General features: G+C 33.4%; 12 protein-coding genes. 3 read left to right on the forward strand and 9 right to left on the reverse strand.

Going from position 1 to position 13,265, the window contains the following annotated elements; genetic code table 11:
* Positions 1 to 11: 11 nt before the first annotated feature.
* Entirely contained in the window at positions 12 to 2,600 is a 2,589-nt protein-coding gene (gene clpB, locus Q0516_RS07540; RefSeq protein ID WP_294467110.1) for an ATP-dependent chaperone ClpB, read from the forward strand.
* 181 nt (positions 2,601 to 2,781) lie between these two features.
* Here clpB and Q0516_RS07545 read toward each other — a convergent pair whose 3' ends face one another.
* From Q0516_RS07545 to Q0516_RS07570, 6 genes are all read right to left on the reverse strand, one after another.
* Positions 2,782 to 3,360, reverse strand: a complete 579-nt coding sequence (locus Q0516_RS07545) for a DUF6434 domain-containing protein (protein WP_294467113.1) — start codon at positions 3,358 to 3,360, stop codon at positions 2,782 to 2,784.
* A 20-nt stretch (positions 3,361 to 3,380) separates the two neighbouring features.
* Positions 3,381 to 3,851, reverse strand: coding sequence for a hypothetical protein (locus tag Q0516_RS07550; RefSeq protein ID WP_294467115.1), 471 nt, complete (start codon positions 3,849 to 3,851; stop codon positions 3,381 to 3,383).
* A 67-nt stretch (positions 3,852 to 3,918) separates the two neighbouring features.
* The gene (locus Q0516_RS07555) at positions 3,919 to 4,578 is read right to left on the reverse strand and encodes a class I SAM-dependent methyltransferase (RefSeq protein ID WP_307983391.1); all 660 of its coding nucleotides are present in this window, start codon (positions 4,576 to 4,578) and stop codon (positions 3,919 to 3,921) included.
* A gap of 55 nt (positions 4,579 to 4,633) precedes the next feature.
* Positions 4,634 to 4,987 (reverse strand): PqqD family protein, encoded by a 354-nt coding sequence (locus tag Q0516_RS07560; RefSeq protein ID WP_257480203.1) that lies wholly within the window; start codon positions 4,985 to 4,987, stop codon positions 4,634 to 4,636.
* On the reverse strand, positions 4,977 to 6,920 hold the full coding sequence (locus Q0516_RS07565) for an OPT family oligopeptide transporter (protein ID WP_257480202.1): 1,944 nt from the start codon (positions 6,918 to 6,920) through the stop codon (positions 4,977 to 4,979). The genes Q0516_RS07560 and Q0516_RS07565 overlap by 11 nt, the downstream gene beginning before the upstream one ends.
* A gap of 152 nt (positions 6,921 to 7,072) precedes the next feature.
* Positions 7,073 to 8,452 (reverse strand): PTS transporter subunit IIC, encoded by a 1,380-nt coding sequence (locus tag Q0516_RS07570; protein WP_257480201.1) that lies wholly within the window; start codon positions 8,450 to 8,452, stop codon positions 7,073 to 7,075.
* A gap of 213 nt (positions 8,453 to 8,665) precedes the next feature.
* Between Q0516_RS07570 and Q0516_RS07575 the strand changes: the two genes are divergently transcribed.
* Positions 8,666 to 9,088, forward strand: a complete 423-nt coding sequence (locus Q0516_RS07575; protein WP_257480200.1) for a PPC domain-containing DNA-binding protein — start codon at positions 8,666 to 8,668, stop codon at positions 9,086 to 9,088.
* A gap of 52 nt (positions 9,089 to 9,140) precedes the next feature.
* On the opposite strand, the gene Q0516_RS07580 is transcribed toward Q0516_RS07575, so the two are convergent.
* Entirely contained in the window at positions 9,141 to 10,700 is a 1,560-nt protein-coding gene (locus Q0516_RS07580; protein ID WP_257480199.1) for a glycine betaine ABC transporter substrate-binding protein, read from the reverse strand.
* A complete protein-coding gene (locus tag Q0516_RS07585) occupies positions 10,700 to 11,848 on the reverse strand; it encodes an ABC transporter ATP-binding protein (protein ID WP_257480198.1) in 1,149 nt (382 codons plus the stop codon). The genes Q0516_RS07580 and Q0516_RS07585 overlap by 1 nt, the downstream gene beginning before the upstream one ends.
* 259 nt (positions 11,849 to 12,107) lie before the next feature.
* On the opposite strand from Q0516_RS07585, the gene upp reads away from it, so the two are divergent.
* Positions 12,108 to 12,737 carry a uracil phosphoribosyltransferase gene (gene upp, locus Q0516_RS07590; RefSeq protein WP_294467128.1) on the forward strand — a complete coding sequence of 210 codons (630 nt, stop codon included), beginning with the start codon at positions 12,108 to 12,110 and terminating at the stop codon, positions 12,735 to 12,737.
* A gap of 27 nt (positions 12,738 to 12,764) precedes the next feature.
* Here upp and Q0516_RS07595 read toward each other — a convergent pair whose 3' ends face one another.
* Positions 12,765 to 13,259 (reverse strand): pyridoxamine 5'-phosphate oxidase family protein, encoded by a 495-nt coding sequence (locus tag Q0516_RS07595; RefSeq protein WP_294467129.1) that lies wholly within the window; start codon positions 13,257 to 13,259, stop codon positions 12,765 to 12,767.
* Positions 13,260 to 13,265: the final 6 nt, after the last annotated feature.

The raw sequence follows: 13,265 nt of genomic DNA on the forward strand, positions 1-13,265 counted from the left end.
AGGACAATATTATGAATGCAAATGACTATACAGAAAAATCGCTTCTCGCAATACAAAATGCACAAAACCTTGCTATGGATAATAATAATTCCGTTATAGAAACAGAACATTTATTATATGCACTGTTAGAAGATAACGGTGGATTGATAGGTGAGATATTATCTAAAATGGGTGTAGACGTTAGCGGGTTAAAAAGAGAAGTAAAAAATAAAATTGATAGTTTCCCTAAAGTATCGGGAGGTAATGAAAATAATTTATATGCCAGCAATAATCTAAACAGAGCCATACATCTGGCAGAAAAAATAGCTAAAAATATGAAAGACGAATACGTTTCGGTAGAACATTTATTTCTTTCCTTATTTAGTGAAGGCGGAAATTTTATCAAAGACGTATTTAACAGATATAAAGTAATAAAGGAGATGTTTACAAAACAGCTATCCTTAGTGAGAGGGGGAAGAACAGTGACTAATCAAAATCCTGAAAACACATATAACGTACTTGAAAAATATGGTTCCGACTTGGTAGAACTCGCTAAAAACAATAAACTTGATCCTGTTATAGGCAGAGATGATGAAATAAGAAATGTTATAAGAATACTATCAAGGAAGACTAAAAACAACCCTGTATTGATAGGAGAACCGGGGGTCGGTAAAACGGCTATCGCTGAGGGCTTGGCTCTTAGGATAGTAAGAGGTGACGTTCCCAATAACCTAAAAGACAGAAGCATATTCTCTCTTGATATGGGTGCTTTGGTTGCGGGAGCAAAATTCAGAGGAGAATTCGAAGAAAGAATAAAAGCGGTATTGGATGAAATCAAGAAAAGCGAAGGTAAGATAATATTATTTATCGACGAACTCCATACCATAGTTGGAGCAGGGAAGACAGACGGAGCAATGGACGCCGGTAATCTTTTAAAACCTCTTCTTGCAAGAGGAGAGCTTCACTGCATAGGTGCTACTACTTTAAATGAATACAGACAATACATCGAAAAAGATGCGGCTTTGGAAAGAAGGTTCCAGCCTGTAATGATAGGAGAACCAACAGTAGAAGACACGATAGCGATACTAAGAGGACTTAAAGAAAGATATGAAATATATCACGGAGTAAAAATTACCGACCAAGCGTTGATTTCTGCCGCAACATTATCAAACAGATACATCACAGACAGATTTTTACCCGATAAGGCAATAGACTTGATTGATGAAGCCTGTGCTTTAATAAAAACCGAAATGGACTCTATGCCTACGGAACTCGACGAAGTGAACAGAAAAATCATACAGTACCAAATCGAAGCTACCGCACTAAAAAAAGAAAAAGATGAATTGTCTAAAAAACGCCTTGAAGAAATAAACAAAGAAATTGCGGAACTTCAAGATAAGTTCAATGAAATGAAAGCTAAGTGGCTCAAAGAAAAAGACAATATAGGAAAAGCACAAAGGCTCAGAGAAGAAATAGACAAAGTAAATGTTGAAATTGAACAGGCTCAAAGAGTAAATAATCTTAATAAAGCCGCAGAGCTTAAATATGGAAAGCTCCCTGATTTACAAAAACAACTAAAAGAAGAGGAAGAAAAATCCAAAGAAAAGAATAATACCCTTTTGAGAGATAAAGTATCCGATGAAGAAATAGCTAAAATTGTTTCTAAATGGACACATATACCGGTGTCAAAGCTTGTTGAAGGTGAAAGAGAAAAACTCCTTCATTTAGAAGATACATTGCATGAAAGGGTAATAGGACAGGATGAAGCGGTAAAACTCGTATCAGACGCAATCATAAGATCTCGTGCGGGAATACAGGACCCATCCAAACCTATAGGTTCCTTCTTGTTCCTGGGACCGACAGGGGTAGGTAAAACCGAGCTTGCCAAAACACTTGCGTATACTTTATTTGATAACGAACAAAATATCATACGTATAGATATGAGTGAGTATATGGAAAAATTCAGTGTTTCCAGACTTATCGGTGCGCCTCCGGGATATGTTGGATATGACGAAGGCGGTCAGCTTACCGAAGCGGTAAGAAGAAATCCGTACAGCGTGGTTTTATTCGATGAAATAGAAAAAGCTCATCCTGATGTATTCAATATCCTTCTTCAAATACTTGATGACGGAAGAGTTACGGACTCACAGGGAAGGACTATAGACTTCAAGAATACCATTATAATTTTGACTTCCAACCTCGGTAGCGATTATTTATTGGAAAGCACAGAAAAATATGGTGATATCACAGATGAAACAAAAGATAATATAGATAAACTGCTTAAAGCAAATTTCAGACCTGAATTTTTAAACAGGCTCGATGAAATAGTAATCTATAAACCGCTTAAAAAAGAAGAAATATCTAAGATTGTAGACTTGATGCTTAAAAATCTTGAAAAGAGAATGGAAGATAAATTCTTACATTTAAATATTACAGATAAAGCAAAAGAATTTATTATTGATAACGGATACGACCCAATATTTGGAGCAAGACCTCTTAAGAGATTTATTCAAAGTAAAGTAGAGACCCTTATTGCAAAATCAATTCTATCTAATAACTTTGAAAGCGGAACGATACTTACAGTAGATATTAAAGACGGAGCTTTAGCCGTTACATTCTAAGATAAAAAGGACCTTACGGTCCTTTTTATTTTACATAATAGTTTATTTTTTACGGTTTTTTACTTTTAATCACTGGAGAAATAAATTAAAATATTTTTATTTTATAGAATACAACATATTATTTCTCCCTTAATGAATTAAATAAATTTTAACTGCTTATCAACATATCCACATTTATAATTTATTCATCTGTTAATACTTTTAAATCACTTTCTTCGTACTTATTATGACCTTTTAAACTCTTCTTATATTTCCAGCATTTTATAGCTTCATCCAAGTTTTTTTCTTTGTTGTTACTGAAAAAATCTCGGATATATGTGTTATATTCAAACTGCTTATCTATTTTAGTCTTTCCTTTTTTCTTATCTTTAAGGATTTTATAATACATTTCCACAGCGTCTTTATAAGTTTTTCCGCTGTTTGACTTTAGCCACTTTTGAAATATTACATTAAAAGAAAAGGATTTTCCAATTTGTTCTTTAAAAAACTTTCTGTGCTGTTCAGAGCAGACAAAGTTATCTTCAATGATACTTTCTAAAGTTATTTCCTTTTTTAAATTGCTTTTCTTCCTAGTATTTTTACTTTCTTTTTTCTCTCCTGTATCCAAATAATGGCTTATCCTATCCGTAAGTTCGAGTTTACTCCCTGAAGTATGCATTCCTTCTTTTCTTAAAAAATTTACTAACTCTTCCTTTAAATAATAATAACTTTTAAATGTCTCACTGTCTAAATCCTTATTTAACTTTGGTCTATTACTCATTATCAATTTCCTTTTTATGTTTAATCAGTTATATCTTTCAAATGATTTAAATGTATTCCGATATGTCCTATGCCAAGTATTATTGTTGATATTACAAGCCATATTACATTACCATATATACCAAGAAACAAAAATGCCAATATAGGAAGAGTCGCACCTGCAACAGGAATACCAAATATTGAGCTGTAAAAGTCTTTTAATGTTTTATGGCTCTTAAAATATCTTATCCACCAATATTCATAAATAAGCATAAATGCAAATGACAATATAAGCCATATACTCCATACTGAAAAAGAATGGATATTAAAATCGCTAAATATTAAAACCGTACAGCTTACCAAAACTTGTCCTATTCTTTCAAATATAATAAGTATTCTATTCTCATTTTTATATTCGTATTCTGCGGGCTGATTTTTACTCCATATAATATTGGGTATAAAAAGCATAAATAAATATATCATACCTACATAAGAAAATCCTAAATGTCCCATAACTTTTCCCTTTATTTTATCATTATAAATTTATTATTAATATTTTAACATAAATAAAATATATATCTTATTTTTTACCAAAGAAATAAAAACCATTTGATGTATGTCCGTTCATGGTTTTAAAGGTCTCCCTTTTAAATTTTAATTTATCAAAAACATTAAGCAATCCTTTTATATAACCATAGTCATGATGTCTTAATATAGCACCCTCTTCAAGTTCAAAGACTCCGTAAATACCATACTTATCTTTATATTTATTATATCTATTTATATTTCTTTCATCATTATTTAGAAGAAAATCGTTGACATAAACAATGCCTCCGGGTTTTAAAACTCTATAAATTTCACGTATTAAATCCCTTTGAGTATCATTATCACTGATACATGTAAGAACAGCAAATAAAATCACAGCATCGAAAGTGTCATCTTTATAAGGCAAGTCTACGTCATTCACTTTGAAGTCTATACTTGGATTATTCATCCTTGCTCTCTTAATCATGTTTCCTGAAAAATCTATCCCATAAAGATTTTTATATCCAAAGTCATATAACTCATTTAAAGTTCTTCCGTAACCACACCCAACATCAAGAATTTTCATATCCTTTTTTACAAAGTTACTAAATTCACTTAAATTAAAAGGTGTAGTAAACTCTTTTGTATCTGCAATATTATTCCAATATTCCTTTTGTTCCATTTTTCTGCTCCTTTTAATTTTATATAATAACACTATTAATAAAAAAAGAACACATATAAATGTGTTCTCTAAATCAAAAAATAATTTATTATTTCTTTTCCTTAACGTATCCGATAAATTGATTTTTAAATAATATCCTAAAAAATTCCGTAAGCCTTGGAATCAACGGTTCAGCATCTTCTCCAAACTTTTCTTTAACAAGTAAACTTATTTCATAAATAGTTCTTTGTCCGTCCATTTGTTTCCATACAAAGCTTCCGAATTCATCCAAATCGATATTACTTACCTTCGGACGTTTATAAATCTTTTGTGCGATTTTACTGTAAAATCCTTTATGCTCCTGATGAATTACAACGATACCGTCTTTACGAACCGTAAATTCATGGTCGGGAGCACAAATCGGAATATAGTCCAAATAATTTTCGCTATTTTTATTCTTCATTACTCTTAGCCTTCTTAAATAATGTTAATTTAAAGAATATAGCAATCAAGATAAGGAAGAATACTATACCTCCTAAATTAGAATTTAAGAACGTTTGAGAACCGAAGTTTCCTAATATTTCACCGAGATTGGAACTTCCGCCTTTCATTGGGATTATGGCAAATACCGCAAGAAGAATACCTATCAGACCTTCGCCTGCAATCAAACCGGATGAGAATAATACTCCGTCTTCAACAACAGCTTTCTTTTTAGCTTCGTCCATGTCCTTTTTCTTTTCAATAATCCAACGAATGGCTCCGCCGATCATCATAGGTACACTTAAATGTATAGGTAAGTATAGCCCTACTGCAAACGGAAGAACGGGAATGCCAAGTATTTCAACTACAATACCTATAAATACTCCGACAAATATCAGGTTCCATGGAAGATTTCCTCCCATAACGCCTTCTACGATCATTTTCATAAGAGTGGCTTGTGCAGCAGGAAGCTGAGTCGAGCCATATCCCCAAGCAGCATTCAATAAGTAAAGGATTGCTCCGATTGCAACAGCAGACGCAACAACACCGATAAGTTCACCGATTTGCTGACGTTTAGGTGTAGCTCCCACAATATAACCTGTCTTTAAATCCTGAGATGTATCACCGGCTATAGCAGCTATGATACATATAACAGCACCGATTGCAATGGCTGCTACCATACCTTCTCTGCCTGTTTGACCGGTAAGTTTTAATAAAATACTTGCAATTAATACTGTCGCTATTGTCATACCCGATACAGGATTGTTACTGCTTCCTATAAGTCCGACCATACGCGATGATACTGTTGCGAAGAAAAATCCGAACACTACTATCATTAATGCAGAGAATAAATTAACAGGAACTATTGGTATCAACCACAATATCAAAGCAAACGCCAAAATACCAACAAGGATCACAGACATAGGTAAATCTCTGTCAGTTCTTGCAGTATCATTATCACTTGATGTTTTACCAAAATCTTTTATAGCATCTTTAAATGTAGTAACTATAAGAGGTAAAGATTTTATCAAACTTATAAATCCGCCTGCGGCAACTGCCCCGGCACCTATATATTTGATATAGTTTGACCAAATCCCCATTGAACCCATTTCAGCATATATCTGACCTATAGTTTGAGTAGTAGAAGGGAATAGTACTATGTTACTTCCGAAAAGTACGATCATCGGCATTAATACGAACCATCCGAGAACACCGCCTGCAAATAAGTAAGATGAAATCTTAGTTCCGCAGATATAACCCACACCAAGCAAAGCGGGAAGTACATCCGCACCGGCTCCGGCTCCGGGATATGCCGGGATTTCATAATGGACTTCACTTGGGAACAGTTTAAGTCCGTCTGCTATAAATTTATAAACAGCGGCTATACCAAGTCCTTTAAATACAAGACCGGCTTTTGCTCCGCCTTCCTCTCCCGCAAGAAGTACTTCCGCACAAGCTTGTCCTTCGGGATAAGGAAGAGTCCCATGTTCTTTAACAATCAATGCTTTTCTTAGCGGTACCATAAAAAGTACACCAAGACATCCGCCTATTGCGGCAATAATTGCGATTTCAAGTAAAGAAGGGAATGCTGTTTTCCATTCATTTGCCCATAAGAAAAGTGCAGGAAGGGTAAAGATAGCACCGGCTGCTACGGACTCTCCCGCAGAACCAATGGTCTGTACCATATTATTTTCAAGCACTGAATCTCTTTTAAGGATTACTCTGATAATCCCCATTGAGATAACCGCCGCCGGAATGGAAGCGGATACTGTCATACCTACTCTAAGTCCCAAGTAGGCATTAGCCCCACCGAACAATACAGCAATGATGATACCTAATATAATAGATGTTGCTGTAAACTCTGGCAATGTTTTTTCGGCAGGGACAAAAGGTTTAAAATTTTCTTGTTCCTTCATTTTCGATCTCCTTTGTTTAACATATGCCTAACTATTATAACAAACAATTTCATAAAAATAAAATTTTTTTCACAAATTTATAAATATTTCCACAAATAAAAAATACCAAGACGGGATAATCTTGGTATTTTACTTTAATTTTTTGATTTTGTTTAATTTTCGCTTATTTCTTTTGATTGTTTAACTTGTTTTCTTATCCTGATACCATTTGCTACTGCACATACTAAACTTGTTACCGCAAAGAATATGGCAGCACCGTAAGATCTAAATATTTCTGACACTTTAACCAGTATATAATTTAAAGGCGTCGATGCGTTTGAAATACAGCTTACTAAACTAAAACCTTCGGGAAGCTGATAAGAAGCACTTAGTGCAGCCTGAGTAAACACAGGAGCGATGGCAGTAGATAAAAGCACACCTATAGCCATCATAGATATAGCTATTAGTAAACTTCTGAATGCATTTTCGTTACACATAGGTACAATCAAAGCCATTATGTACGGTGCAGAACCGAGGTCCGCAAAAGGAAGGAACTGATTGTGAGGAACTATCAAAGCAAGAAGTATTATGATAGGTGTAAGGATTAGTGCGGTAGCTATCGTTGTTGAATTACCGAGAGCAACGGCAGCGTCCATTCCTATATATATTTTACCTCTGTTTTTAAACTTCTTATTTACAATTACCTGAGCTCTTTCGGAAATAGGAGTAAGAGATTCTCCGAAGTATTTTGCCATTGCGGGAATAAGAACGAGTGTAGCTCCTAAAGTAATAGCAATTAAAAGGTACTTATCATAAGCTTTTATACCATATGCAAGTATACCTATAACTAGACCTATAACAAATCCTATAATAAGCGGATCGCCTAAGACGCCGAGTTTTTCTTCCATTTTTTTAGCATTTATATCTATTTTGTTAAGTCCAGGTATCTTATCGATTATCTTATCTACTACGAATGAAATAGAAGCCAAAACTACAGTCATAGTATGAGGGAAACTTATCCCGTCCATTTTTGTAACTTTAGCAATTTTATCCGCCGTTAAGTCCGCAAGCACCAAAGCTATTACGAATTCACAAACAGCGGCAAGTAGTCCTAATGTTACAGAAGAAGTAACTATAGCAACAAGAGAACCGGTGAATGCCAACTGCCAGAAATTCCAAATATCGATATCCGCGGTTTGTGTAAGATTAAATATCAACATGACGACATTTACAAGAAGACAAACAGGAATGATTATTGCTCCTACTTTTGTTGAAAATGCAATCTGTGCTGCGGTAGGCCAGCCTACATCAAGGATATTTAAATTTAAATTAAGATTTTCTACCATTTGCTGTGCAGCCGGACCGATAGTATTTCCAAGCAAATTGATTACAAGATTGATACCTATAAACGCAACTCCCATTGTAAGACCTGCCTTAAGTGCTTTCCCAAATCCCGTACCAAGGCAAAGAGCGATGACAAAAATAATTATAGGCATCATAACACTTGCTCCAAGGTTTGACAGGATATCAAAAAAACCTAATATGTAACTCATAACGTACCCCCTAAATGAATATTTATTAATTCAATTATATACTCTTTTTTATATTCAGTCAAAGAAAACATAATAATGAATTAAATTAATTGTTAGATTTTTATTTATATTTCATTAAATATACATTAAGAATTATTTACTTGCTTGTTCTTTTATTTTAGAAGAAGTATAATTATATTAACATTAAATAATTCCTTGAGGGGAGAGATAAAAATGGAATTTAGAAAATTTAAAGAGAAATATATAATCAGACTCAATAAAGGAGATGAAGTAATATCAAGCATAACGGATTTATGCAGGAAAGAAAATATCAAGCTGGGAAGCTTCGTGGGGCTTGGCGCAGCAAATAAAGCAACGATAGGTCTATACGATACAGAAAATAAATTATATCATCAAACGACTATGGAAGAGCCAATGGAAATAACTTCTCTGGTGGGTAATATATCCACTTTTGATGATGAAGTATATCTGCATGTACATATAAATCTTTGCAATAAAGATATGCAAATTTTCGGAGGTCACTTAAATGAATGTTTTATCTCTGCTACCAGTGAAATTACACTCCTTAATATAGAAGGAAAAGTAGAAAGAGAGTATGACGAGGAAACCGGACTAAACTTATATAAATTCTTATAATAAAAAAATCTCATAGAAATTTCTATGAGATTTTTATTTCATTTTCTATAACCTATTTTATAAGTCCCTTTGATAATAAGAAATCATGAGCAACATCTTTAGCTTTTTTACCCTCTACATCAACTTGATAATTAAGGTCTATCATTACATCTTCATTTAGATATTTTGACAATTTTTCCATTAGCCCTTTTACTTCAGGGCATTCTTCATTGACTTCGTCACTAACTACGGGAACAGCTTCGTATCTAGGGAAGGCTCCCTTATCATCTTCAAGGACAACAAGGTCATACTTCTTCAAAAGTCCGTCAGTAGAATAAGCGTCAATTACATCACAGTTCTTATTTTTAAGAGCTGTATATCTAGGAGAACCGTCTATAGGTACAACTTCCTTAAAGTTCATTCCATAAGTCTTTTGAAGTGATTTATAACAGTCCTTCCTTTCCATAAATGTCAAAGTCGGCGATAAAGTAAGTTTATCTGCAACTCTTTCAAGATCGCTGAATTTCTTCAAATTATATTTCTTAGCTGTATCTTTTCTTACCGCTAATGTATAAGTATTATTAAAGTTTAAACTATCATAAACATTTAAATTATACTTCGATTTCATTTCTTTTTTACATGTATCAAGAACTTTCTTCATGTCATTTATATTTTCATGCGCCAATACACTTCCGTATAAAGTCCCGGTATAATCGATATACATATCTATATCACCGGATTTCATTGCATCGAGTACGATACCGCTGGCACCTAATGATAATGATTGTTTAACATTGATATCTGTATTTTCTTCTATAAGCTCTTTTGTCATGTATGAAAGAACTTCCTGTTCGGTAAAGTCCATGGAACCTAAATTAATAGTTTTCCCGCCGGAACTTTGTTTAAAATTATATACACTTCCAAAGATTAATGCTATACAAGTAAGTATTATAATTACATTATCAAAATTCCTTTTGAATTTACTTGTAGGATTTGAAAGTTTCATATTTTTAGGTATCAATTTATTTTCAAATATACCAAAAATATAATCAATAAATAACGCTAAGAAACAGGCCGGTATGGCTCCGGATAATATTTGATTGTTATTAACTGTCCTAATCCCCGCATAAACCAAATAACCAAGACCGCTGGCACCTATAAATGCGGCAAGAGTCATAAGCCCTACAGCACTGACAGCACTTATCCTTACTCCGGCAAGGATTACCGGAAGAGCAAGTGGAAGCTGGACTTTATAAAGTATTTGGAGTTTGGTAAGCCCTATTCCTTTGGCAGCTTCAAGTGTATCAGGATTTACATTCGATAGACCCGCATAAGTATTCTTTACTATTGGAAGAAGCGAATACAATATAACCATTATAATCGCAGGCTTTGTTCCTATACCTACAAATGGTATCAAAAATCCGAGCAGTGCCATTGAAGGAATAGCCTGGATTATATTAGTAAGAGCCATTATAGGTTTTTTGGCAGGTTTTACGTAGGAAATCAAAATACCTAAAGGAACACCTATTATTATCGAAGCTATAATTGCAATAAATGTAAGCTCGATATGTTTTATAAATAAATCTAATATGGTAGAAGCGTTAGCCGAAAAATAATCTATAAATCCACTCATTATTCTTCATCCTCGCTTTCATCATATTTTTGTTTAAGTGCTGTAAATAAGATACTCTTAGTAATAAGTCCCACTAATTTATTATCCTTGTCAACCACAGGAATAGTATATATATTTGTCTCATCGGTCTTATTAAGCACATCTATTATGGAATCTTCCGGAGAAACATATATAAAGTTGGTATGATATTTTTCTTTGTGTCTGTTTAATACTTCTCCTACGGTCAAGTCTTTGTTACGTTCCTTTAATGCACGTCTGGCATCTAAAAGACCCAAAAATTTTCTTTTCTTGTTTATAACTATAATGCTGTCAATTTTTTTATCTCCCATTATTGCACCGGCTTTAAAGCATTTCAGATTATCATAGCATGTAACGGGATTATCAAGCATAATATCTTCTGCTCTTATAAGTTCGGGAGATTCCCATATCCTTTTCTTGCCTATAAAATTCTGAACAAAGTCATTTGCCGGATGTTTCAATATATCTTCGGGGGAAGCATACTGCTGTATCCTTCCTTCATTAATAAGACATATCCTATCCGCTAGTTTTATTGCTTCGGAAATATCATGAGTTACAAAAACAATGGTTTTCTTGACCCTTGACTGGATTTCCAAAAGCTCATCCTGTAGGTTGTTTCTCGTAATGGGGTCAAGTGCACTGAATGGTTCATCCATAAGTATGATATCAGGATCGTTTGCAAAAGCTCTTGCAACTCCTATTCTCTGCTGCTGACCGCCGCTCATCTGTGTAGGATATAAATCGAGATATTCATCTGCTTCAAGACCTATCATATCCAAAAGTTCATAAGTCTTCTCTTTTATTTTTTCTTTATCTTTCTTTTGAAGTTTTGGTATAAGCTCTATATTTTCTCTAACCGTCATATGAGGGAATAATCCGGTCTGCTGTATTACATAGCCGATTTTTCTTCTCAGTTCGATATCATTGATTTTACTTATATCCTCATCGTTAATGCTTATTTTACCCTTTGTGGGGGTTATGAGTTTATTTATCATCTTTAGGATAGTGGTTTTTCCGCAGCCGCTAAGACCTAATAAACAAACAAATTCACCATCTTCGATTTCAAATGAGACGTCCTTGAGTACCGATTTTTTCTTGTACGACTTGGAGACATCTTCAAATTTAATCATTTAAATACTCCCTTTCCATAAAATTTTATTTTTCTACATATATATTATAATTATCCTACTTTATTATTAAATGAAACTTAAATTAGTATGAATATTGAATTATAATTTTATAAAAATTTATTTATTAATACTTTTAATTATATAACATAGTACACATTTAGTCAAATTATGTAATATTTCTAAATAATTATGATACTGTAATTGATTTATACTTTACTTTATTATAAAATAAATAACAGAATAACGATGAGGTAATAATATGTCAAAAGTAGTAATTGCAGAACATCCTATAATAAAGGACTATTTAAGTAAAATAAGAAACAAACAAACCGATACAAAAACATTCAGAGATTCCATAAAACAGCTTTCCGTATTGATTGGCTATGAAGCAACAAGAAATTTAAAGACACAAAATATTGAGGTTGAAACACCACTATGCACGGCACAATGCGAAAAACTTATTAATGAAGATATAACCATAGTTCCGATTTTAAGAGCAGGGCTTGGAATGCTGGAAGGAATGCTGGAACTTTTACCGAATGCAAGGGTAGGACATATAGGGCTGGAAAGAAATGAAGAAACATTAAAACCCAGAGAATATTATTTTAAAATGCCGGGGAATTACGAAACCATGCAGACATTTGTGGTGGATCCTATGCTGGCTACCGGAGGCTCAGCAGTTGACGCAATAGATAAAATAAAAGAAAAAGGAATAAAAAACATAACATTCATATGTGTAATAGCTGCTCCTGAAGGGGTAAACAAACTTAAGGAAGCACACCCCGATATAGATATTTATATGGGTACATTAGACGATCATTTGAACGAAAATGGATATATAGTACCCGGACTCGGAGATGCGGGAGACAGGATTTTCGGAACACTATAAAATAAAGGGCTAACATATGTTAGTCCTTTATTTTTCTTTACAGTATTTCAGCTCTTTTCCATCAGAGCCATATTTTTTTCTCTTTCCATATATATCATCAATTTCTATCTTTATGATATTAGTTCTATGTAAGCTTCTGTTAATTGCATTTTCGAAGTTATCCATATTAGATAATGCATATTTCTCACATATCAATTTAAGAGCATAAATCTTCTCTTTTTCATCAGTTACACTAAATGCTTTTCCATTTACTACAGCACTTTCATATTCTAAAGTAAAATCAATAGGTCTTGGCTTACATTTACTTACCGCAGTTAGTGTTACATTATTATTCTTATTTAAAATATCTATCTTAGTCCCTTCCAAAGCACAATGAAAATATAAAATATCATTATCTCTTGCTATTGAAACTGGCACGGAATAAGGTTTATCTTCGTTTACCATGGATAAAGTAACAAAAGGAGCCTTATCCAGAACACTAAAGGCAAAATCTTCATTCATCTCTCTGTCTTTTCTTCTCATTTCATT

It is taken from the genome of uncultured Anaerofustis sp., assembly GCF_938029165.1.
Classification (GTDB): domain Bacteria; phylum Bacillota; class Clostridia; order Eubacteriales; family Anaerofustaceae; genus Anaerofustis.

Coding starts and splice junctions, on each gene's coding strand:
- upp (WP_294467128.1), top strand. CDS start 12,108: ATGTCAAAAGTAGTAATTGCAGAACATCCTATAATAAAGGACTATTTA.
- Q0516_RS07595 (WP_294467129.1), bottom strand. CDS start 13,259: ATGAGAAGAAAAGACAGAGAGATGAATGAAGATTTTGCCTTTAGTGTT.
- Q0516_RS07560 (WP_257480203.1), bottom strand. CDS start 4,987: ATGAAGAATAAAAATAGCGAAAATTATTTGGACTATATTCCGATTTGT.
- Q0516_RS07585 (WP_257480198.1), bottom strand. CDS start 11,848: ATGATTAAATTTGAAGATGTCTCCAAGTCGTACAAGAAAAAATCGGTA.
- Q0516_RS07565 (WP_257480202.1), bottom strand. CDS start 6,920: ATGAAGGAACAAGAAAATTTTAAACCTTTTGTCCCTGCCGAAAAAACA.
- clpB (WP_294467110.1), top strand. CDS start 12: ATGAATGCAAATGACTATACAGAAAAATCGCTTCTCGCAATACAAAAT.
- Q0516_RS07580 (WP_257480199.1), bottom strand. CDS start 10,700: ATGAGTGGATTTATAGATTATTTTTCGGCTAACGCTTCTACCATATTA.
- Q0516_RS07545 (WP_294467113.1), bottom strand. CDS start 3,360: ATGAGTAATAGACCAAAGTTAAATAAGGATTTAGACAGTGAGACATTT.
- Q0516_RS07575 (WP_257480200.1), top strand. CDS start 8,666: ATGGAATTTAGAAAATTTAAAGAGAAATATATAATCAGACTCAATAAA.
- Q0516_RS07570 (WP_257480201.1), bottom strand. CDS start 8,452: ATGAGTTACATATTAGGTTTTTTTGATATCCTGTCAAACCTTGGAGCA.
- Q0516_RS07550 (WP_294467115.1), bottom strand. CDS start 3,851: ATGGGACATTTAGGATTTTCTTATGTAGGTATGATATATTTATTTATG.